At 42.3% G+C, this 21,361-nt stretch carries 18 protein-coding genes, 1 pseudogene and 1 CRISPR repeat array; of the genes and pseudogenes, 16 read left to right on the top strand and 3 right to left on the bottom strand.

The genetic code is table 11. From position 1 onward, the window contains the following. Positions 1-394 precede the first annotated feature (394 nt). The 11 genes from BN6465_RS11070 (at position 395) to cas2 (ending at position 14,488) form a co-directional block, all read left to right on the top strand. Positions 395-2,407 carry a hybrid sensor histidine kinase/response regulator gene (locus BN6465_RS11070; protein ID WP_154670244.1) on the top strand — a complete coding sequence of 671 codons (2,013 nt, stop codon included), beginning with the start codon at positions 395-397 and terminating at the stop codon, positions 2,405-2,407. 2 nt (positions 2,408-2,409) lie between these two features. After that, a complete protein-coding gene (locus BN6465_RS11065; RefSeq protein WP_066734773.1) occupies positions 2,410-3,738 on the top strand; it encodes an ABC transporter substrate-binding protein in 1,329 nt (442 codons plus the stop codon). Positions 3,739-3,838: 100 nt separating this feature from the next. Beyond that, on the top strand, positions 3,839-5,383 hold the full coding sequence (locus BN6465_RS11060; protein WP_066734770.1) for a DUF1538 domain-containing protein: 1,545 nt from the start codon (positions 3,839-3,841) through the stop codon (positions 5,381-5,383). A gap of 10 nt (positions 5,384-5,393) precedes the next feature. Beyond that, complete coding sequence (locus BN6465_RS11055) at positions 5,394-6,083, top strand: P-II family nitrogen regulator (protein WP_066734755.1); 690 nt, start codon at positions 5,394-5,396, stop codon at positions 6,081-6,083. 434 nt (positions 6,084-6,517) lie between these two features. Beyond that, on the top strand, positions 6,518-8,929 hold the full coding sequence (locus tag BN6465_RS11050) for a CRISPR-associated helicase/endonuclease Cas3 (protein WP_066734751.1): 2,412 nt from the start codon (positions 6,518-6,520) through the stop codon (positions 8,927-8,929). A 14-nt stretch (positions 8,930-8,943) separates the two neighbouring features. Then, on the top strand, positions 8,944-9,693 hold the full coding sequence (cas5c, locus tag BN6465_RS11045; protein ID WP_066734748.1) for a type I-C CRISPR-associated protein Cas5c: 750 nt from the start codon (positions 8,944-8,946) through the stop codon (positions 9,691-9,693). Then, entirely contained in the window at positions 9,677-11,641 is a 1,965-nt protein-coding gene (gene cas8c / locus BN6465_RS11040; RefSeq protein WP_066734745.1) for a type I-C CRISPR-associated protein Cas8c/Csd1, read from the top strand. The genes cas5c and cas8c overlap by 17 nt, the downstream gene beginning before the upstream one ends. Positions 11,642-11,643: 2 nt before the next feature. Continuing rightward, positions 11,644-12,504, top strand: a complete 861-nt coding sequence (cas7c, locus tag BN6465_RS11035) for a type I-C CRISPR-associated protein Cas7/Csd2 (RefSeq protein WP_066734742.1) — start codon at positions 11,644-11,646, stop codon at positions 12,502-12,504. Beyond that, positions 12,494-13,156 (top strand): CRISPR-associated protein Cas4, encoded by a 663-nt coding sequence (cas4, locus tag BN6465_RS11030; protein ID WP_066734739.1) that lies wholly within the window; start codon positions 12,494-12,496, stop codon positions 13,154-13,156. The genes cas7c and cas4 overlap by 11 nt, the downstream gene beginning before the upstream one ends. A gap of 1 nt (position 13,157) precedes the next feature. Continuing rightward, positions 13,158-14,189 (top strand): type I-C CRISPR-associated endonuclease Cas1c, encoded by a 1,032-nt coding sequence (gene cas1c, locus BN6465_RS11025; protein ID WP_066734736.1) that lies wholly within the window; start codon positions 13,158-13,160, stop codon positions 14,187-14,189. An 8-nt stretch (positions 14,190-14,197) separates the two neighbouring features. Continuing rightward, on the top strand, positions 14,198-14,488 hold the full coding sequence (gene cas2 / locus BN6465_RS11020) for a CRISPR-associated endonuclease Cas2 (RefSeq protein WP_066734729.1): 291 nt from the start codon (positions 14,198-14,200) through the stop codon (positions 14,486-14,488). 333 nt (positions 14,489-14,821) lie between these two features. On the opposite strand, the gene BN6465_RS11015 is transcribed toward cas2, so the two are convergent. The 3 genes from BN6465_RS11015 to BN6465_RS11005 all read right to left on the bottom strand — a co-directional run bounded on the left by BN6465_RS11015 (position 14,822) and on the right by BN6465_RS11005 (position 17,358). Next, the gene (locus tag BN6465_RS11015; protein ID WP_066734727.1) at positions 14,822-16,015 is read right to left on the bottom strand and encodes a tyrosine-type recombinase/integrase; all 1,194 of its coding nucleotides are present in this window, start codon (positions 16,013-16,015) and stop codon (positions 14,822-14,824) included. 78 nt (positions 16,016-16,093) lie between these two features. Further along, positions 16,094-16,297 (bottom strand): excisionase, encoded by a 204-nt coding sequence (locus BN6465_RS11010; RefSeq protein WP_002610247.1) that lies wholly within the window; start codon positions 16,295-16,297, stop codon positions 16,094-16,096. Next, on the bottom strand, positions 16,297-17,358 hold the full coding sequence (locus tag BN6465_RS11005; protein ID WP_278276535.1) for a replication initiation factor domain-containing protein: 1,062 nt from the start codon (positions 17,356-17,358) through the stop codon (positions 16,297-16,299). The genes BN6465_RS11010 and BN6465_RS11005 overlap by 1 nt, the downstream gene beginning before the upstream one ends. A gap of 496 nt (positions 17,359-17,854) precedes the next feature. Here BN6465_RS11005 and BN6465_RS11000 point away from each other — a divergent pair, with 496 nt between their 5' ends. The 5 genes and pseudogenes from BN6465_RS11000 (at position 17,855) to BN6465_RS21010 (ending at position 21,286) form a co-directional block, all read left to right on the top strand. Then, positions 17,855-18,526 carry a helix-turn-helix domain-containing protein gene (locus BN6465_RS11000; RefSeq protein WP_066734723.1) on the top strand — a complete coding sequence of 224 codons (672 nt, stop codon included), beginning with the start codon at positions 17,855-17,857 and terminating at the stop codon, positions 18,524-18,526. Positions 18,527-18,664: 138 nt separating this feature from the next. Then, a pseudogene (locus BN6465_RS20235) lies at positions 18,665-18,751 on the top strand (conjugal transfer protein); the annotation flags it as partial. Between the two features lie 187 nt (positions 18,752-18,938). Further along, entirely contained in the window at positions 18,939-19,235 is a 297-nt protein-coding gene (locus tag BN6465_RS10995) for a DUF2089 family protein (RefSeq protein WP_066734721.1), read from the top strand. A gap of 2 nt (positions 19,236-19,237) precedes the next feature. After that, a complete protein-coding gene (locus BN6465_RS10990; RefSeq protein WP_066734718.1) occupies positions 19,238-19,519 on the top strand; it encodes a hypothetical protein in 282 nt (93 codons plus the stop codon). Positions 19,520-19,879: 360 nt separating this feature from the next. After that, a CRISPR array of direct repeats spans positions 19,880-20,722; the repeat unit is 33 nt; unit sequence GTCTCTACCCTTGTCGGTAGAGTGGATTGAAAC. 417 nt (positions 20,723-21,139) lie between these two features. Continuing rightward, positions 21,140-21,286, top strand: a complete 147-nt coding sequence (locus BN6465_RS21010; protein WP_199882822.1) for a hypothetical protein — start codon at positions 21,140-21,142, stop codon at positions 21,284-21,286. The last annotated feature ends 75 nt before the right edge of the window (positions 21,287-21,361 follow it).

Genomic DNA, 21,361 nt, shown 5'->3' with positions numbered 1-21,361 from the left:
GTTTTTATAGTTATTTAAAGGAATGAGAGTAAAGTGTGGCAATCGGGAAAACCCGATTGCTTTACTTTATGAGGGGGGAGATAGTTGTGTGTTAATCAACTATCTGATTATCAGTATAATAGGAAAATGTGTTCAAATTATGTTCAAAAAATTAAAGAAAACGAAAAAATCTTAAAAACGAATTAAGATATTCGTTATCCGTAAAATGATTATTCAGTTCTATGTTGTAAAACAGAGCGGGCTATATTATAATAATTTGGGTAGGGTACCAAGAAAAGGAGGGATAAGCATGAAACAAAAAAAATGAAGAGTATTTCCGTTAATTTCATTGATTGTGGCTGTAATTCTCCTTTTGTCTATCGGGTATTGGATCTATCAGAAAAATATTCGAGATGTGATTCATGAGACAACGGTTTCTTTTATGGAGCAGATTGCCGAGCATGACCAGCAGAACATGTTAAATCAAATGGATAGCATGTGGATGTCACTTACAACAATCACGGATCGTTTCGGAGCATCCAGAGAATATACGATGCCAGAGGCGTTAAATGATTTGAAGCTTAACGTTGTTGCGGGAACGTTCCAGAGATTATATTTAGTTACTGAACAGGGAGTGGTATACTCTCATACAGCATTAAGAACCAATCTGGAAGAGATGGGTTGGAGCGATGATTACATAAATGCAGAAGGCTCTTTTGCGTCGATTTATCGAGAAACGACTCGTGAACATTGGGGAGAATATATGGTGTGCGGGACTCATCTGGCCGACGCTATCCAATGTGGACAAGAATCTATTGTGGGTATTATCGGTCTGGTTCCCGTTACTTTCATTGCTGAGCACATGCGGCTGGAAAGCTTTGATGAGATGGGGATGACTGTTATTATGCAGTCTACCGGAGAAATTATTACTTCCAGCACCGTTTATGACAACACCTCGGCGAATAACTATTTGGAGTTTTTAGAAGGCGTTACATTGCAGAGAGGATTCACACAAAAGGATATACAATCCGGCATTCAAAGGGGAGAGAAACAGCTTTTCCGATTTTCTATGGATGGAAAAGGGTTTTATACGCTGATTGAACCTTTGGACGATCCGTATCACTCGGGATGGAATCTGGTAGTCCAGTTCTCTGATAAGATTACAACAAACCAAGTAAACCGCCTGCTCATGCAGTCGCTGGTATTTTTTATCATAATCGGAGTCGCGTGTCTGGCAATCGTAATCTTTATTTATCGGAAAATGAATGAAGTAAAGACGCTTCGCATTGTCGAACAAACGAAGACCAAATTTTTGACCAGCATGAGCCATGAGATTCGGACGCCGCTCAATGGTATTTCCGGACTTTGTTATCTTATGCTGCAAAGCTTGGATAATAAGGAAAAATTAACAGAATATCTACAAAAGACAATGGTTACGACTACATTTTTGAAGGATATTATTAATGACGTTTTGGACATGTCTAAAATAGAAAGCGGACAGCTAGAACTCATTTACCGTGATTTGGACTTGAATGAACTTTTGTCTGAGGTGGAAAAGTTGTTGGAGACACAGGCCCATGATAAACGTATAGCATTTACAATGGAATATCATGATTTGACGCAAAACTGGATTATAGGTGACCAGATTCGTATTAAGCAGATTCTCATGAATATTCTTGGCAATGCTATCAAATTTACGCCGGAAGGCGGGACTGTTACTTTGACAGCTGAACAAAAGAAAGAAGGAGAGGTCGTATACACCACCTTTGTAATCAAAGATAATGGATGTGGGATGAGCTTGGACTTTCTGGACAGAATTTGGCAGCCTTTTGAGCAGGAGAACCGGAGAATTTATAAAAATGGAACAGGACTTGGAACTACAATCAGCAAGAATCTGGTAGAGAAGATGAAGGGAACTATTTCCGTGGAGAGTAAACCGGAACAGGGAAGTATTTTTACCATCACGATTCCATTTCTTATCTCGAAGGAATCTGGTGCAGTAAAAAGGGAAAGCGCTCAGGAAGAGGTCATTGACATTAAAGGTACACATATTCTGGTAGTTGAAGATAATGAGCTGAACAGAATGATTATAACAACGGTTCTAGAAGAAAAAGGATGTCTTTTGACAGAGGCTGTCAATGGCAAAGAAGCTGTGGACATTTTTGAGGCCAGTCAGGAACATTCCTTTGATCTCATTTTAATGGATGTGCAAATGCCGGTGATGAATGGGTACGATGCTGCCCGGTGTATTCGGCAGAGCTCCCACTCGGACGCCAAGACAATTACGATTTTTGCAGTAACTGCCAATGCTTTTCAAGAGGATTTGGACAAAGCACTAGAGTCAGGAATGAATGATGTGATTACGAAACCGTTGAATATAGAAAAGCTTCTGAAAAAAATCGGACATATAAAATCGGAGGGAAAATAAATATGAAAAAGAGGGTATTGTGTGCGCTCCTGACATTTGCCATAATTTTTTCTGTGGGAGGTTGTAAGAGTCAAACATCCCAGAGCGAGAAGTTAAGCCCTGTCACCCTTAATATCACAACAACGCCTATCGGGCTGGGCAACATACCGGGGATAGGGGAAGCGGAGGCGGCCGATCTGCTGGAGGCGGCTGCCGAACGTTTCAGCGCACAATACGAAAAATGTGAAGTAAAATTTAATTTCAATCGCTATAACTATATCGACGAGAAGGAGCAGCTATTGGATAAAGTCGGCACGGAGGAAGCGGCAGATATATTTTTTGCCGGTTCTTGGAATACCTCTGCCTGGGCGGAGGAAGGGCTGCTAGTGCCGTTGGACGATATGATTGACGATAAACTGCAGGCAGATATCAATGACACAATCTGGAATCAGAATACTTACGAGGGGCATGTGTATGTAATGCCTTACCAGCAGCTTCAAAATACGCTGGCTGTTAATAGAGCGATGATGCAGGCTGCCGGTCTGGATGAATTTATTCCTGAGCAGGATTCGATTGCGCATTGGTCGACGGATGAGTTCAATAGAGTACTTGAAGGGTTAAAGGCATCCTTTACGGATGATACGACCTATGCTTTTATGATGTATGCCAATAATAATCAGGGTGACAGCCATATTATGACTCTGCTTCAAGCTATGGGAGGCAGCTTGTATGATGAGGACGGAAATTTTTCGGTGAATACACCTGAGGGAATCGCGGCCCTTACATGGCTCAAATCGCTGGATGAGAAGGGATATTTACCTGACGATGCCGAGAATCTTCAATTTATTGATTCGGTCAATCTCTTCTATAACCAACAGCTGGCAATCTGTATGGTCAATCTGACAAATTTGTGGGACTGCCGCAACCGGGGCTTAGATGTGTTTCTAGTGAATTCACCGAGTCTGGATGGCAGAGGCTACGCTACCACCACTACGAATGGTTTTTGTGTATTTGACAACGGAGATACGGATAAAATCCAAGTGGCCAAAGACTTCATACGTTATATATACACGGATGAGGACTTGATGAAATATACATTGGGAACACTGCCGGTAAATCAGTCAGTCATCGACCAGTACCGGGACGATATCTGGATGCTGGACGCTTATAGTAAAAATGCTGAAAACCTGACTACCATTGTCCGGCTTGACAACCTGAACTGGCAGGGCGTGCGGGATGTGTTCTACCTTAATATACAGGATTTGCTGAAAGGGACGAAAACTCCGGCTGAAGTTGCGGCCTCTATCGACGAGACCTGTAACGCCGCATTGGAGAAAGGACGGCCACATTAAGCGGTTAGGATACATAGACCTTAAATCCGCTCCACTTTGCAAAAGAGTGAATTTATGTTAGTATATACTTACTAAGAAATATGAAAGGTGAATGTGAGTATTGAAAATACACCAAACAAAATTATTAGAGAAATTACAAGAGTCATCAGGAGCCGTGCTGCCAATTATCGGAATCGTTCTTTTCTTGTGCTTTACAATCGCACCGGTTCCAACCGGTATTCTGATGGCTTTTATTATTGGAGCCGTACTGCTTATCATTGGGATGATGTTCTTTACTCTTGGGGCAGAGATGGCAATGACTCCAATGGGAGAGCGTATTGGAACACGGATGACGCAGACTAAGAAAGTCAGCATTGTCGTGACCCTTTGTTTTGTCCTTGGCTTTATCATCACCGTGTCTGAGCCTGATTTGCAGGTGCTGGCAGAACAAGTGCCGTCCATACCGAACTATACGCTTATTGTGGCTGTGGCTGTGGGAGTGGGCTTTTTTCTTGTGGTGGCGGTGTTGAGAATGCTGTTCGGTATCCCTCTGTCATATATGCTGATTGTCCTTTATCCGGCAGTGTTTATATTGGCTTTTTTTGTGCCTGCTGATTTTCTGGCGGTGGCGTTTGACTCTGGCGGAGTTACGACAGGCCCTATGACGGTGCCCTTTATTATGGCTCTTGGTATTGGTTTCTCCGCGGTTCGGAGCGACAAACATGCAGAGAATGACAGTTTTGGTCTTGTTGCTCTTTGCTCAGTAGGACCAATATTGGCGGTCCTTATTCTTGGCATGATATATAATCCCACAGGGAATTCCTATACAAGTACTGTGATTCCTGATGCCGAGAATTCTGTGGAAATGTGGCGTTTGTTTTCTTCCGGTCTCCCCCACTATATGAAAGAAATGATGATTTCTTTACTGCCTATTTTATTGTTTTTTGTGATTTTTCAGATGATATCACTTCGTCTTAAAAGAAAGATGCTGGTAAAGATAGGCATAGGCATTATTTTTACATATATAGGACTGTTTTTATTTCTCACAGGGGTTAATGTAGGATTTATGCCGGCAGGTAATTATCTGGGACAGATTATAGCGGGATTGCCATATCGGTGGATTATCATTCCCATTGGCATGGTGATTGGCTACTTTATTGTAAAAGCGGAGCCGGCAGTCTATGTATTGATGGAGCAGGTGGAAGAATTGACTTCCGGGGCTATATCAGGCAGAGCTATGGGATATAGCTTATCGATAGGAGTGGCCGTATCGCTGGGACTTGCAATGGTCAGGGTATTGACCGGCATATCTATTCTTTGGTTCCTGATTCCGGGATATGCGGCGGCAATCATACTGTCATTCTTTGTACCAAAGATATTCACAGCCATTGCATTCGACTCCGGCGGTGTGGCGTCCGGTCCCATGACGGCCACATTTTTACTTCCATTTTCTGTAGGAGCATGTGAGGCGGTGGGCGGGAATATAGTGACAGATTCCTTTGGCGTGGTGGCGATGGTTGCCATGACTCCATTGATTACAATTCAGATACTTGGTTTTATCTATCGGATACAGGAGAAAAAAGCGGCAGGGGTGAGAAGCCCAGAGGAAGTTGTACTGGTGATGCCTTTGGAGTCATTTGATGATAATGATATTATTGAACTGTAGGGAGGAAATGATGAGTAGGCTATATATGATGGTTGCAATAACCAACCGCAGTATGAAATACAAATTCGAGGAATTTTATAAATATAATGAGCATATGGTAGTCTTTGAAACTCTTGGCCGGGGGACGGCGAATAGTGCTGTTCTGGATTATTTTGGTCTGGAAGCATCTGAAAAGATGATTTCCTTTTCTATAGTGACAGACGAGATGTGGAAAAAGTTAAAGCGTGGACTTATTATAAATATGAACATTGATGTTCCGGGCACGGGGATTGCCTTTATAATTCCACTCAGCAGTATTGGAGGGAAAAAAGTACTTCAATATTTGATTCAGAGTTATGAATACGAAAAAGAGGAGGAGGCAACTTTGAGAGAGACAGAGTATGAGCTGCTGGTTACGATTGTAAATCAGGGGTGTATTGATTCAGTTATGGATGCGGCACGAAGTGCAAATGCCGGCGGCGGTACGGTGATTCATGCGAAGGGCACCGGAATGGAAAGTGCGGAAAAGTTTCTGGGAGTATCCTTGGCTGCAGAGAAGGAAATTATATTTATCGTTACCCGCTCTAAAAATAAGAATCAAATTATGAGAGCAATTATGGAAAAGACTGGTCTTAATAATAAAGAAAAAGCAATTGTGTTTTCGCTGCCGGTGACAAGTGCAGTTGGTCTCCGCATGTGGGAAGAAGAAATTGGAGAGTAAAATAAAGTGTGAAAACAGCGAAAACCCGCTTGGCCGTAGGGCCAGCGGGTTTCGTTGTTGTTATAGTTATCTAAAGGAATGAGAGTAAAGTACGGCAATCGGGAAAACCCGATTGCTTACTTTATGAGGGGGGAGATAGTTGTGTGTTAATCAACTATCTGATTATCAGTATAATAGGGAAATGTGTTCAAATTATGTTCAAATAATTAAAGAAAACGAAAAAGTCTTAAAAACAAATTAAGACTCCAATCGACATAAATTCTCAGGGCAAGGCCGGAATATTGACCGGACGCGTAGTGACATTAAAACAGACGGATGATATAATGAACACAATGAGCCAAGCGCGAAGCATTTGGCGAATGTGCAATAATCATGAGCTATGCTCATGATATAATATAGATAGTAAGAAAAATCGGATAACAAGAGGATAAATTATGGAAGAAGCTTATATTGCTCATTTCCGTGAGGAAAATGAAGAAGTTATTATCCAAACCGTTTCAGAGCACAATTCTAACGTCGCTTTCTTGTCAGAAAAAAACAGTTCTTTAGATAGATTATCACCAATTGGACGGTTGATTGGTTTTTATCATGATGCCGGAAAATTTCGAGATGAATTCCTCAACTATATGAAAAAGAATATGGAAGGTGAAAGAACCTACCGGGGCGAGGTGAATCACTCTACGGCGGGTGGCTATCTATTAGAGCAATTAGCGCCCAATTCTATTGAGGCACAGATGATGGAGTATCCCGTATTCTGTCATCATGGAATCGCTGATGCGCTGTCGGACAGCGGGAGGCTGCTCATTGAGGACAGGCTGAAGCAGGAGGAGAATGTCCGGCAGGTGTCGGAAAGATTTTACGAGTATCACGACAGAAAAGAGCTAGAGCACTGTTTTCGTGAGTGCAGGAAAATCCTGCATGAGCTGTTGAATGCATTGCAAGAGTATGCCGGTCTTATAAATGAAAAGGAAAGAAACCTGCAGAAGAATTTTTTTGTGGGGATGTATGAGCGCATACTGTTATCTCTGCTGATAGATGCGGACTGGACAGATACCGCATGTTTTATGCAGAATCAAAAAATCGAGGAGCGGCTGCAGGATAAGGACGGAAGAAAAGCGGTGTGGGCCGGCTGTAAAGAATATTTTATGGCCTATATGAGTAGATTTCCTAAGGATTCGAAGCTTAGCGGCATAAGGAGCGAGATTCTGGAGCGGTGCATGCGGCAGGGGGAAGGGGATGGCACTTTGTATCGTCTGACTATTCCCACCGGCTCCGGCAAGACGCTTAGCTCTCTGGGGTTTGCCTTGAGCAACGCACAGGCCCACAACAAAAAGCACATCATTTATGTCGCCCCATTCACCAGTATTTTGGAGCAAAATGCGGAGGAAATAAGAAAAGCAGTTGGAAATCCGGATATAGTATTGGAGCATCACAGTAACATTTTTTATGAGCGGGAGGAGGAGCGAAAGAAGCAGGAACTGCTGGCGGAGAATTGGGCAAGCCCGATTATTGTTACAACGGCAGTCCAGTTTTTGAATACACTGTTTTCCGCCTCGTCCAAAAATATCCGGCGGATGAACAATATCTGCAACAGTGTTATTATTTTTGATGAGATACAGGCATTGCCGGTAAGGACGATTAAGCTGTTTAATCTGGCCGTCAACTTTCTTTCCACGTTCGGAGAGTCTACGATTGTTCTCTGCTCCGCGACACAGCCGCTTTTGGACAGAATCTTGGATTGCAGGCTGAATCGGCCGCTGAATATGATAGAAGCGGATAAACGGTATGACGAGGTATTTGAAAGGACGACCATCCATGATAAAACAACTTTGACTAAATCAGGTTTTACAGCGGAGGAGCTGGGGGATTTTATTTTAGAAAGGGCAGAAGAGGAAGAGCGGGTACTGGTCATTGTAAACACAAAAAAATGTGCTGAAAATACGTATAAGTATCTTAAGGAGAAATGTAAGGGCTCGGAATATTTATTGTTTCATCTGAGTACAAATATGTGCCCCCAGAACAGGCAGGATATTTTGCAAGAAATAAAAGAGAGCCTGAAGGATACGGATAAAAAGATTATCTGTATCTCCACTCAATTAATCGAGGCCGGGGTGGATATTTCTTTTCAATGTGTCGTCCGTTCTCTTGCGGGGCTAGACAGCGTTGTGCAGGCGGCGGGCCGATGTAACCGCCATAAGGAAGTAAGAAACGGAAATGTATATATTGTAAAAATGTCAAAGGAAGCGGAACATGTATCCATGCTCAAAGACATTGTGAAAGCGCAGGTGGCGATGCAGAGCGTGCTGCGTAGGTTTGGGCAAGAACCGTCCTCATTGGACGGGCGTTTGGACTCTACGAAGGCGATTGAATTGTATTATGGCTTATATATGGACAGCAGAAAAGAGGAGATGGGCTACTTAGTCTCGGTAGCCGGAAGGGATGACACGTTGCTAAATATGCTGTCGGGCAACGCAAAGGTATGGTCTGCCGTGAAGAGCCGCCACGGGGGCAGCCATAAATTTTTAAAGCAGGCGTTCAAAACCGCGGGAGAACTGTTCGAGGTGATACCGGAGGATGGAAAAGTAGATGTGGTTGTAGAGTATGATGACGCGGCAAAGGAACAGATAGGGGTGCTGAGTAACTCGTATCTTACGTTAAATGAGCAGCAGCAGGCAATTAGAAAACTGCAGAAGTATACCGTGGGTATTTCCGAGTGGCTGAAACAGGCGCTTGGCAATGCCATCACATCGGTCTGCGACGGTAAAATCTTGGTTTTGAGCGAGAACTATTACAGCCGGGAAACAGGCGTTTCTGAAGAACCGGTAATGGAATTGATGAATTTTTAAAGGTGGTGAAAGAGATGAAGTACAGAAATACGGTAGAGTTTCAGGTAGAAGGGGCGTATGCCCTATTTTCCGACCCGGTGACGAGGGTAGGCGGGGAGAAGTGCTCTTACCATATCCCTACCTATGAAGCGCTAAAAGGAATTTTGCACAGCGTGTACTGGAAACCCACGTTGATTTGGATCGTGGACGCGGTGCGGGTGCTCAATCCCATTCAAACAGAGACAAAGGGAGTCAAGCCAATCAACTATAACGGCGGCAATGATTTGTCTTATTATACTTATTTGAAAGATGTGAAATATCAGGTGAGGGCACATTTTGAGTGGAATGAGAACCGCCCGGAGCTGGAACAGGACCGGAATGAGCATAAGCACCACAATATTGCGAGGCGGATGATAGGAAGAGGGGGACGAAGGGATATTTTTCTCGGGACGAGAGAGTGTCAGGGATATGTGACCCCTTGTGTGTTCGGCGAAGGGGAAGGATATTATGATGATATGCAGGGAGAAATCGGTTACGGATTTACGTACCATGGGCTCACGTATGCGGATGAGGCTATATGTGAAGAGGACAAGGGCAAGATGACGGTACGGTTTTGGTTTCCGGTCATGCGTCAGGGCGTGATTGAATTCGTGAGGCCGGAGGAATGTGTGGACAAGCGTCATTTGAAAGCGATGGACATCAAGCCTTTCGGCGAAGAACTGCATAACTTTACCGTTTTGGATGAATTTAGCGGAGAGGAGGGTGCTTGTGAACTGGACGAATGAGCTGCTTGATTTGTATGAGCGGAATCAGGACATTGCCGGCGAGGTGAAATATAAAACCGTGAAAGGGAAAAAGGGAGAAGAACAGACTCCACTGATTCTCCTGCCGGTTTTTCATACCACAGTGACAGCGCAGATTACAGTCACACTGGATGCGGATGGGAATTTTCTGGGTGCTGAGACGGTGGATAAAAAGGACAATCTTACGTTGATTCCTGCGACCGAGAAGTCCCTGAGCCGTACAGCCGGTACGGAGCCCCACCCGCTCTGTGACAATCTGAAGTATCTGGCTGGTGACTATATGGCGTTTTACCGTCAGGGGAAAAAGCCAAAAGACTATTCAGAGAATTATCGGTTATATGTAGAGGCGCTGGAAAAGTGGCATGAATCGGAATATACACATAAAAAGGTGGACGCCGTCTATGTGTATGTCAAGAAGGGTACTTTAATAAGCGACCTTGTGGAGCAGGGGATTCTTAAGCTGGATGCGGAAGGAAAAATGACGGAGGAAGAAAAAATTCAGAATATAGCGCAGACCGACGCGTTCGTGCGGTTTAAAGTGGAAGGCAGCTTGGCTTCCGGAGCAGATGTTATGGAGGACACCAGCGGACAATATCGTGGAGAGTGCTGGCTGGATAAGACACTGCAAAAAGCATATATAGATTATTATTCTTCTATATTACCGGACAAGGCTTTGTGTTATCTGACCGGGAAAAGGGAAGCGGTTTCTTATCTGCAGCCAAAGAAAATCCGAAATGAAGGAGACGGGGCAAAGCTTATATCAGCCAACGATGAGGCGAACTATACTTTCAGAGGACGTTTCCGGGATAAGACAGAAGCATTTGCCATTGGATACGAAACCTCCCAGAAAATACACAATGCTTTAAAGTGGATTATTAGAAAACAGGGCTATAGCTGGGACGGTCTCTGCGTTGTCATATGGGAATCCGGTATGAACCCGCTCCCGACGTGGAATGCAGATACGGACGCGGTAGTCGACGAATATCAGGACCAGTGGGACTGGGATGAGGATGAGCTTCTGGAAAATGAGACCGGGGAGGTGCAGGCTTCTGGATTTCGCAGCGCCATGAGGGGCTATGGGAAAAAGCTGGGAGATACATCCAGAGTCGTACTGCTGGCTTTTGACGCGGCTACTACCGGAAGGCTGGCAATGACCGAGAATAAGACCTTTGACAGCAGCCGTTTTTTAGAAAACTTGACGTATTGGCATGAGACTTGTGAGTGGCAGCAGGTAAAATATAAAGAAGGACACAAATATGAATATATGGGCATGGCAGGGGTCAGTGATATCGCGGAAGCTATCTATGGAACGGAGCAGAACGGAAAGCTGACGTTAAATAATAAAAGAATGTATGCGCAAGTATGCAAAAGGCTTCTGCCTTGTATTTCGGAGCGCAGAAAGATACCGATGGATATGGTAAGACAGGCCGTCCAGAAGGCATCTTCCCCGGTGTGTTATGAAAAGAGATACAACTGGGAGGCTGTGCTTGGGATTGCTTGTGCCTTGGTAAAGAAGGAGCGGAAGGAGCAGAATAAGGAGGATTGGACAATGGCGTTAGATAAAGAGTGTAGAAACAGGGATTATCTCTACGGGCGGCTGCTTGCTGTGGCCGACAAGATAGAGCGGAGAACTTTCGACAAAGAGGAGGATGCCGGCAGGGAGACAAATGCAGACAGACTGATGAACGCATTTTCCCAACACCCCTATCAGACATGGGAAATGTTAGAGAAGAAAGTACGTCCGTATTTAAACAAATTAAAGCTTAAAGAAAGAAATTATTATAAAATGATGCTGGATGATATCTGCGAGTTGTTCGATATAGACAGCTTTACAAATAACGACCGGTTAGAAGGTGTCTTTCTGTTAGGATACCATAGTCAGATGAGCGCAATGCGATATACAAAAACGGAAGAGATAAAGGAGGACTAGAGATGAGTAATTTAAAAGGGAAGATTGATTTTGTGGCGGTAGTGTCGGCGACTAATGCAAATCCAAACGGAGACCCGTTGAACGGCAATCGGCCGAGGGAGAACTATGAGGGGTATGGAGAAATCTCAGATGTGTGTATCAAACGGAAGCTTCGTAATCGTTTTCAGGATTTAGGCGAGAAAGTATTTGTTCAGTCCGATGACAGGGCAGATGACGGATTTACAAGCTTAAAAGACCGTGCAGACGGCTGTGAAGAACTGGCTGCTGAAATTAAAAAGGGGAAACGTGCCAGCAAAGAAGTATGTGCAAAGATTGCATGTGAACAATGGCTGGATGTAAGGGCCTTCGGGCAAGTGTTTGCGTTTAAGGGAAGCGAGGTATCTCTCGGTATCCGAGGACCGGTCTCCATGCATCAGGCTGTCAGCTGCACGCCTGTGGATATTATCAGCACCCAGATAACGAAGAGCGTAAACAGCGAGCCGGGAAAAGACAGCAAAGCGTCTGATACGATGGGAATGAAACATCGGATTGGATTTGGCCTATATTTGGTAAAGGGCAGCGTAAATGTTCAGCTTGCTGAGAAAACCGGATTTTCACAGGAAGACGCAGAGACTTTAAAAGAGGCATTAAAAACATTGTTTGAAAATGATGCATCGTCCGCCAGACCGGAAGGAAGTATGGAGGTGTGCGATTTGTTCTGGTGGCAGCACGAGGATAAGACCCCGGCTGTGTCAAGCGCAAAAATACATCGAAGCGTTCAAGTAGAGGCATTGAACGAAAGACCAAAATCATATGAAGATTACAGAATTATATTGAAACCGATAGAGGGATGCGTGAAAGCGGAGGAGTATCATTTTGTATAATGAAGAAGATTATCTTCAGCTGTCGGGAATCCAACATTTCGCTTTCTGCAGAAGGCAGTGGGCGCTTGCTTATATTGAGCTGCAATGGTCGGAGAACGAAAGAACGGTTGACGGGAAACTTCTTCATGAGAAGGCTCATGACGTGACCAGCGAAGAAAAGCGAGGAGACCTGATTATCAGCCGCGCCATGCCGATACACTCCAGAGAGCTTGGAATCAGTGGAGAATGTGACATTGTAGAGTTTCACCGGGGCGAAACCGGAATCACATTGACAGGAAGAGAGGGCAAATATGAGGTGGTTCCCATAGAGTATAAACGAGGGCGTCCTAAACAAAATGATGTCGATATTCTTCAGTTGGCGGCGCAGGCTATGTGTCTGGAGGAGATGCTGTGCTGTGATATTCCGTATGGTTTTCTCTATTACGGAGAGACAAGGCATAGGAGCAAAGTAGTATTTGAGGAACCGGTTCGGCAAAAGGTCAAAAGTTCCTTTCAGGAGATGCACCAATATTATGAGAGACGGTACACACCGAGAGTCAAAAGGACGAAAAGCTGCAATGCCTGTTCCCTAAAAGACCTGTGCCTCCCTGCCCTTGGGGTTGGAAAATCTGCATCGGCCTATATTGAGAAAGCACTGTCACAGGAGGAATAAAGTGAAGAGATTATTGAATACGCTGTATGTCACATCGACAAACCGATATCTCTCCTTGGACGGAGAAAATGTGGTAATTCTTGAGGAACAGCAGGAAATCGGCCGTGTACCCCTGCATAATCTGGAGGGAATTGTAACATTTGGTTATACAGGCGCCAGTCCTGCACTCATGGGGGCCTGTGCAAAGAGAAATATTGATTTGTCCTTTATGAGCGGAAACGGACGCTTTCTGGCACGGGTGTCGGGGGAGGTCCGGGGTAATGTGACGCTTCGAAAAGAACAGTACCGGATAAGCGAGCAGAAAAAGGAGAGCATGAAGATAGCGCGCAACTTTATTACCGGAAAGGTTTATAACGCAAAATGGGTTTTAGAACGGGCGGCAAGAGATTATCCGCTGCGGTTGGATGCAAAAAAATTGAAAGAAAAGTCTGCGTTTATGTCTGAGAACCTTAAAAGTATAAGGGAGTGTGAAATGGCAGAAACGTTGTTGGGACTAGAGGGGGAATCTGCGTCTCTTTATTTTTCTGTGTTTGATGAGTTGATTCTGCAGCAGAAGGAGGAATTTTTCTTTAACGGCAGAAATAAACGTCCGCCGCTTGATAATGTAAATGCGATGCTTTCCTTCGCCTATACTTTATTGACCGGGATGTGCGCGTCCGCGTTGGAGGCGGTAGGGCTGGACCCGTATGTTGGATTTTTCCATACGGACCGTCCGGGAAGGGTGTCACTTGCATTGGATCTTATGGAAGAATTGAGAAGCGTAATGGCAGACCGGTTTGTACTCACATTAATCAACAAGAAGATAATTGATGCTTCTGGATTTGCGAGAAAGGAGAGTGGCGCTGTCATTATGGAGGATGAAACCCGAAAGCAATTTCTCACCCATTGGCAGAATAAAAAGAAAGAAGCCATTACACACCCATTTTTGGCTGAAAAGATTGAGTGGGGGCTTGTTCCTTTTGCACAGGCTATGTTGCTGGCGAGATATATACGGGGAGATATTGATGAGTATCCGCCGTTTCTCTGGAAGTAGGTGAGGGGATGCTTGTTTTGATTACATATGATGTGAATACAGAAACCGATGCCGGAAAACGTCGTTTGAGAAAGGTTGCAAAGCAATGTGTAAATTACGGGCAGCGGGTGCAGAATTCTGTATTTGAGTGTAACCTTGACGCTGCAAAATTTAGGCAGGTGAAGGCTATTTTAGAGGATATTATTGATAAAGACAAAGACAGTCTTAGATTTTATAATTTGGGAGACAAATATAAAAATAAGATTGAGCATATCGGAGCAAAGAAAAGTTTTGATGTGACGGAAACTCTAATTTTTTGAAGTGTTTGGTCGCCGAATAGTTCAAGGAGGAGATTGGTGCGAATCGGATGTGAACATGAAAACGCTGGGAGATTCGCACCAAGATTTATGGAGAATATTTGATATTAAGTCTAAAAAGGATTATAATTAACTGATTTGAAAAATAAAAACTATGCAATTAGCATAAATTATATATGTCTTTTTGACTATCTTTTTATATCTTCTCAAATGTCCGCAAAGCCTTATTTTATCGGCTCTACGGGCATTTTTTCTTTTGTGGTAAACCTCACATATCTAGGTCTATCTTCTTATATTTTCGCTATCAAGCGTGGTTAAAATCGTGGTAAATACTTCTTATGCGATTAGACGCTGAACCTCTGATTTTGCGGTATCTATCGACGCATGAGCGTACCAGTTCATTGTGATACTGATATTTGAATGCCCCATGATATACTGTAAATCTTTCGGGTTCATGTTCTTGCTTGCCAGTCTTGTGCAGAACGTATGGCGTAGCGTATGCGGTGTGATATGTGGCAAGGGATTGTCCTTATGGTGCTTGTTGTATTTCTTTATCATACGGACAAATAAGGCGTTATAATCAATGGCAACTTTGGGCTTGCCTTTCTGATTGACAAATAGGAAATTGCTCCGTCCGTCTATCACAAATGGTTCTGCCTTTGGGCGTTTCTTCATAACCCGTTGAAATGCCTGTATTGTTTCTCTACTTAATGGCACTTGCCTTATTCCGCTCTTTGTTTTAGGCGTTTCAATGTAATAGCCTTGTTCCTTGCTCTTTAATAACTGGTGGTCGATAATCACAACTTCATTCTTGAAATCAATATCGGCTACTGTCAGTCCGCACAGTTCCGAGATACGAAGTCCAGTCTTTAACAGTATCAGCACATCATCATAATACTTGTGATACACATTGTCCGTCTTGATGAATGACAGTAGGGATTGTTCTTGTTCCTCTGTCAATGCTACTTTCTCTTTGGTATCATTTTCTAGGACTTCACTTAACTTGAAATCAAAGGGGTTCTTCCTTACACAATCGTCTTGTATGGCAATATAGAATGACGCTTTTAACGAGCGTTTATGGTTGTTAATGGTATTGTAGGAAAAGCCTTTTTCTTTCATGCGTAACGCCCATTCTTTAGCGTCAGAGGGTTTGATTGTATCAATGCTCCTAGCACCTAACTTGTCCTCTTTCAATAACCGCATGAGCTGTTCCCGTTGTTTCTGTGTGCTTTTCTTCACGTTTGCCCTCTGTGCGTTCTGTTTGGCGTAGAGTTGGCAAAGCGTCATTTTCTTGCCTGTGCTGTCGATACCGTCCTCAATATCCCGTCTTATCTGCTGTTCCAGTTCACGAAGTGAGGGTTTTTCCCGTTTTCCCTTTGGTGTCGGGTCTGTGGGTGTCAATCTCCAAGCATACACATATTTTGTGTTTCCAAATGCGTCCACATATTTATATAAGTATTTTCCGTCTGTTCGTTGGCTCTCTCCAGTATGCAGGATACGTCCTTTGCTATCCCGTCTTTTTTCTTTCATGGTATCTGCTCCTTTCCTTGTTGGAAAGAGCCTTGATATGACTTGTGTTCATCATAACACATACAAGGCTCATTTGCATTAGATTGCGTCCAATTTATCAATGACCTTTTCAAACTGTCGGCGTTTAATCTGTATGCGGTTGCCATTCATAATGAGCCAGCCAGCGTCCTTGTTTTCCTCTGCCAAGCGTCTTAACTTGTTTTCTCCGATACGGAAATACTTTGACGCTTCTTCAATGGTAAGGGTGTATTTTTCCCATACAGGAATATCGTTGTTATTCATCAGATACCCCCTTTCCCATGTTTCGTGTCATACTGGATATAGGGGATAAGGTCGGTGCGGTCTATCCTCTGTAAGTGGGCGGTTAGTTTACTGGAAAGGGAATTGCTGTATCTTGCCTTATCAAGCATAGTTCCCACTTTTTCCAGTCCACCTAATGCGTCATGTTCTTCCAAGAAGTAAAAACTTTTGACAGCGGAAATCACGCCACCCTCTGTGAGCCATTGTTGTGTTTCTTCAAGGGAATTTTGCTGTTTTGGTACTTGCAGTTTTAAGACTTCCACAGCCCCTAAAAAGCGTTCCCAAAACCGACACGTTTTCCATCTGCTTTTATTACTTTCGTTTCTGTTTGGTACGACAAAGCGTAGGTTGTTTGCCAATAGCCCGAAAGCCAGTTCTCCCAGTTCCAGCGGTCTGTCCTTGAATGTCATGGCAAAAGCATGAGCCTTATCATCACGCAGTTGCATTTCTGTCCGTTTCCAACTGCCGACTTCCTCAAGTGTCTTATTATGTTTTGAACAGACTTCCTTATCCTTGTCATAAAAGCGGTAGGACAATCCCGATTTCCCAGCACCGATATAAACGGTCTTTGCGGTGTCGAAATCGTCAAACTTGCTTTCGTCAAAGTGGTAGCCCTCACTATTGGAGATAAATTCCTCTTTTTCGCATTTCTTCTTTATCTGCTCTATGGTAAAAAATGGCTTTTCGTTTTTATCATCAATGGCAATATCCAGTCTAGTGAAATGGAAGTTATCCAGTCCATATCTTCGTTCACAGCGTCGGAACATATCCCCAAAGGTATAATTCCTACTGTCGAGAATACGGAAAATATCATCACAGCCTCTGCCGGTCATAACAAGATAACAGCCTAACCCTTGTGGGTTATCCTCTGTTTTTCTTGCGTCCCCCGATACATAAATATCTCCAATCTGCCAGCGTGCTTGATAGGTTTTGTATTTAACGCTTGCCGGATAGATATTGAAAATATCAGTCGGTAAACCTAAAATGTGCATGATGACATCTTCAGCGGTTGCCGTATCAAATACAATACTGATGTAATCAATCTTAACGGATAAATTTTTGTGTGTAGTTATAGTGCATTACTCCTTTCGTACTTCCCGTTTTTTTGCGGGGTAAAAATCGTGTTTTGTCCTTTATTTATCACAGTTTCTAGGTACTATGACATGTATGCGCAGGGCGGTGTTACATATACGCCCTATGCGTTCGCCTAAAGGCGTTCCTTTTCTTCCTGTGTCTGATCCGTTCTTAACGCTCACGAGCCTTGTAAGGCTCGTGGCTAAACGGAACAGCCCCAGTCAGAAACCTTATTTTCGGTCTGATAGTCCATGCTTATTCATGCTATCAAAATGAAAATACATCTTTTCTATGCTTACTCAAGCGTGTGATTGACCCTAGCGTGCTTAATCACTTTATCTGATACGATAATAACGCCATTAGAATTACTTGTCAAGAAGTTTTTGTTGACTTTCAGATATATATTAAGTATGATATGCTTATAAACACCAAGAAAAGCAACGAAAGGAGCGATTATACTAAGTTATGGAGCATTATGAAAAGAAAATCAGTTTCTTAGGAGAGAACATACAAACCATAAGAAAACACAGAGGAATGAAACAACAGGAACTGGCGGACAAAATCGGTATCAATATGCAGAGCCTTTCCAAGATTGAACGAGGTGTGAATTATCCTACCTTTGATACATTAGAAAAGATAATGGACGTGCTGGACGTAACGCCTAATGAATTATTATCGGGAGAATGGAAGTATATTGACCACACAGAACCTTACATCATGGATATTATCAAACGGGAACAAGACTTTAATGTTTCCTTAGATTATCTGTCTGAAAATGAGTTTTTCAATGATGAAAAAGAATACAAATTTTACATGGAAACCATATTGATTAGATACATCAGCAATTATCTTTCTAATGAGGTTGTGGAAATTGAAGAACTTATGGAAATCAAACAGTTGATACAGCGTCAAAAAATAGAACGTATGATGAAAGTACATAAGGAAATGCGAGGGTTAGACCGATACAGAGAACAACCGAAAGAATACAAATATCACAACCCTTATGATGATTGGATATTCCGTCAACTTGCAGATATTGACAACAGAAAAAACATTCCTAATACTTCTCCACAAGTAGACTTTAATGAGGGAGATTATGAAGATTATCTAAAGGCGAAATGGAACAGAGGTCTTTAATTTCCTCTTGCATGGAAGATACAGCAAATAAAAAGCCCAGTAAAGAGTGCAAAGCACCACCAATGGTGGCAAGGCTCTTGACAGGGCTTTTTCTTTTCTGTGCTGGGTAATCAAGAGGAAGAAAGGGATAAAATCTGATTTGTGGTAAATCAGACAAAGGCAACGCAGGTGTCGCAGTATGAGCTTGTATTACATAAGGATAGTAACTGGAAGATTATAGGGTAAATGAGAATAAACCGTACATTTTTTATCGGATTTGTATGCTTGCTCATTTTAATTTTCAAAATACAAAATTCATTCTTTGTTTCATATCTCTTATAAAATAAAAATAAATATAAAATTTATATTGACTTTAATTTTATTTATGTTATATTTAATATAGTTAAAGTACAAGTGAAAGGAGGATGTAAAAATGGAGATTGATAAAATACCTCAATGGATACTGTCTTTAGAACAAGAAGATGTTACCTTTTTAAAAAATTTTGTTTTAAAGTCTGGGTCATTAAAAGAAATCGCAAAAACGTATGGTGTTACTTATCCAACGGTACGATTAAGATTAGATAAGCTAATACAAAAAATCGAAATGTCTGACCAAAAAGAAGAAGAACCATTTACGACTTTTGTGAAAGGTCTTGCGGTTGATTCACGAATAGATTTAGAAACCGCAAAAATTATTATCGAAAAATATAAAAAAGAAAAGGAGAGATGATTATGTCTATTTTATTAAATTTTTTCAGTACGCTTATCATTACTATTATTATTGTTTGTATGCAAAAATATCTTAGTACAAAAAAAGCATGGCAATTAGGTGCGATTGTCCCTTTGATTTCAATTATCGTTTTTGCATACATATACTTTGTAAGTTCTATACAAATTGCTGAATTTCTTGTTCCATGCACAATTATTCTTGTTTTGGAACTTGTTATATGGATAGACGGAAGACATCAGTATCGTAAAGAGGAACTTAATAAAATGAAGGTCAAAGATTTATAAAGTATTTTGCTTTTATAAAGGAAGAATTATATGGTTGGACTAAAAAAACGTGATATTAAAAAGGCATTAAAAGCTGGTGCTATAAATGATGAAAACAATCTTAAAATTTGAAATAAGAGCGAATAATCATATTGCGTGAATGAAACATGGGAGATACACAGATGCTTTGTGTTATCTCCCATGTTTATTTTAGTGTCATATCAAGGCTCATTCAATCGTGGTATATTCGTGGTAAAATGAGTGTTTTTCTATACTTCAAAATGCTTAGAAATATAGTATTTATACGGATAATCAAAAATTAGATATAAAATTTTGCTTAAATAACGATGAATTTAAAATGGATGTTTGTGCATGATTGCTGTCTCTACCCTTGTCGGTAGAGTGGATTGAAACGCTATCTCCTTTCTTTGGAATTGAAAACAGATACGGTCTCTACCCTTGTCGGTAGAGTGGATTGAAACCTCTTGTTACCTTGCTATTCTCATGTCCGAGGCGTCTCTACCCTTGTCGGTAGAGTGGATTGAAACAAAACCGGATATCCTAATACACGGTAGCCCGTGCGTCTCTACCCTTGTCGGTAGAGTGGATTGAAACATTATGGAAAACATTTCAAAATCCGGTATCATAGTCTCTACCCTTGTCGGTAGAGTGGATTGAAACAACCTGGTCAATCCTGAAAATTCCGACAGTTGGAACGTCTCTACCCTTGTCGGTAGAGTGGATTGAAACGTCGTATAGATTCATTACTATCTCAAAGGGACTGGTCTCTACCCTTGTCGGTAGAGTGGATTGAAACACCCATTCAATTACGGTTTGTTCGAAAATCTCCCCGGTCTCTACCCTTGTCGGTAGAGTGGATTGAAACACGTATCAAGCGTGGACAGAAGATGGTAACATCTGTCTCTACCCTTGTCGGTAGAGTGGATTGAAACATTCGTGAAAATTGTGATATGTTCAAAAGAGCAGGTCTCTACCCTTGTCGGTAGAGTGGATTGAAACATTCGTGAAAATTGTGATATGTTCAAAAGAGCAGGTCTCTACCCTTGTCGGTAGAGTGGATTGAAACGCTGACGGGGTCATGAGTGTCGATTGGCTGTCGGTGTCTCTACCCTTGTCGGTAGAGTGGATTGAAACACCGACAGGAATTTGCCAACGGGAAAACGGCACATAGTATCTATCCTCGTCGGTAGAGTGGATTGAAACGCACGTTCAAGCATTGCAAGGTATGTATTTCGGTGTCTACCCTTGCCGGTAGGAGGAGCTAGAAAATGAAAGGAATAGTGAGTTATTTGTCGCGAGAGATTTGATATTAGACGTAGTACAGCGAAAACCCCCGCAATTTTGAATACGAGGGTTTCGTTGTTTTTATAGTTATCTAAAGGAATGAGAGTAAAGTGCGGCAACCGGAATATCCGGCTGCGTTTACTTTATGAGGGGGGAGATAGTTGTGTGTTAATCAACTATCTGACTCTTAGTATAATGCGCAAATGTGACAAAAGTATGATGAGTCCATAAAAAGAATGGAAAATTTCTTAAGCGATTATTAAAAAATAATTGAATTCCTATGTAGCTATACATAATCTGTATTTTTGCTGTCATACTAATATAGAGGTGATAAACGTGGATAAAAAAGAACAAGAACAGCAGAACAGGCAGAAGAATCTGAACAAGTTTAATAATATAACTGAAAAAGTAAAACCGGAGAATCAGAATCAAAACCACAATGCCAGAAAAGAAGCAGTGGATGTGAAACTAAGGCAAGTTTAGCAAAAGGGCAAAAAACCGAAAAATCCTCAGACCGAAGTCTGAGGATTTTTTTGTTTCTATAGTTATCTAAAGGAA

The sequence above is a fragment of the Bariatricus massiliensis genome (assembly GCF_900086725.1).
In the GTDB taxonomy this organism is placed as follows: Bacteria; Bacillota; Clostridia; order Lachnospirales; family Lachnospiraceae; genus Allocoprococcus; species Allocoprococcus massiliensis.
The sequence above is the reverse complement of the archived record's forward strand: the minus strand, read 5'-3'. Positions and strand labels throughout refer to the sequence as shown.

Bases quoted from the DNA above. Each gene is read 5' to 3' on its own strand.
- BN6465_RS11065 (WP_066734773.1), top strand. From the start codon at position 2,410: ATGAAAAAGAGGGTATTGTGTGCGCTCCTGACATTTGCCATAATTTTT.
- BN6465_RS11055 (WP_066734755.1), top strand. From the start codon at position 5,394: ATGAGTAGGCTATATATGATGGTTGCAATAACCAACCGCAGTATGAAA.
- BN6465_RS11050 (WP_066734751.1), top strand. From the start codon at position 6,518: ATGGAAGAAGCTTATATTGCTCATTTCCGTGAGGAAAATGAAGAAGTT.
- cas5c (WP_066734748.1), top strand. From the start codon at position 8,944: ATGAAGTACAGAAATACGGTAGAGTTTCAGGTAGAAGGGGCGTATGCC.
- cas7c (WP_066734742.1), top strand. From the start codon at position 11,644: ATGAGTAATTTAAAAGGGAAGATTGATTTTGTGGCGGTAGTGTCGGCG.
- cas2 (WP_066734729.1), top strand. From the start codon at position 14,198: ATGCTTGTTTTGATTACATATGATGTGAATACAGAAACCGATGCCGGA.
- BN6465_RS11015 (WP_066734727.1), bottom strand. From the start codon at position 16,015: ATGAAAGAAAAAAGACGGGATAGCAAAGGACGTATCCTGCATACTGGA.
- BN6465_RS11010 (WP_002610247.1), bottom strand. From the start codon at position 16,297: ATGAATAACAACGATATTCCTGTATGGGAAAAATACACCCTTACCATT.
- BN6465_RS11000 (WP_066734723.1), top strand. From the start codon at position 17,855: ATGGAGCATTATGAAAAGAAAATCAGTTTCTTAGGAGAGAACATACAA.
- BN6465_RS10995 (WP_066734721.1), top strand. From the start codon at position 18,939: ATGGAGATTGATAAAATACCTCAATGGATACTGTCTTTAGAACAAGAA.
- BN6465_RS10990 (WP_066734718.1), top strand. From the start codon at position 19,238: ATGTCTATTTTATTAAATTTTTTCAGTACGCTTATCATTACTATTATT.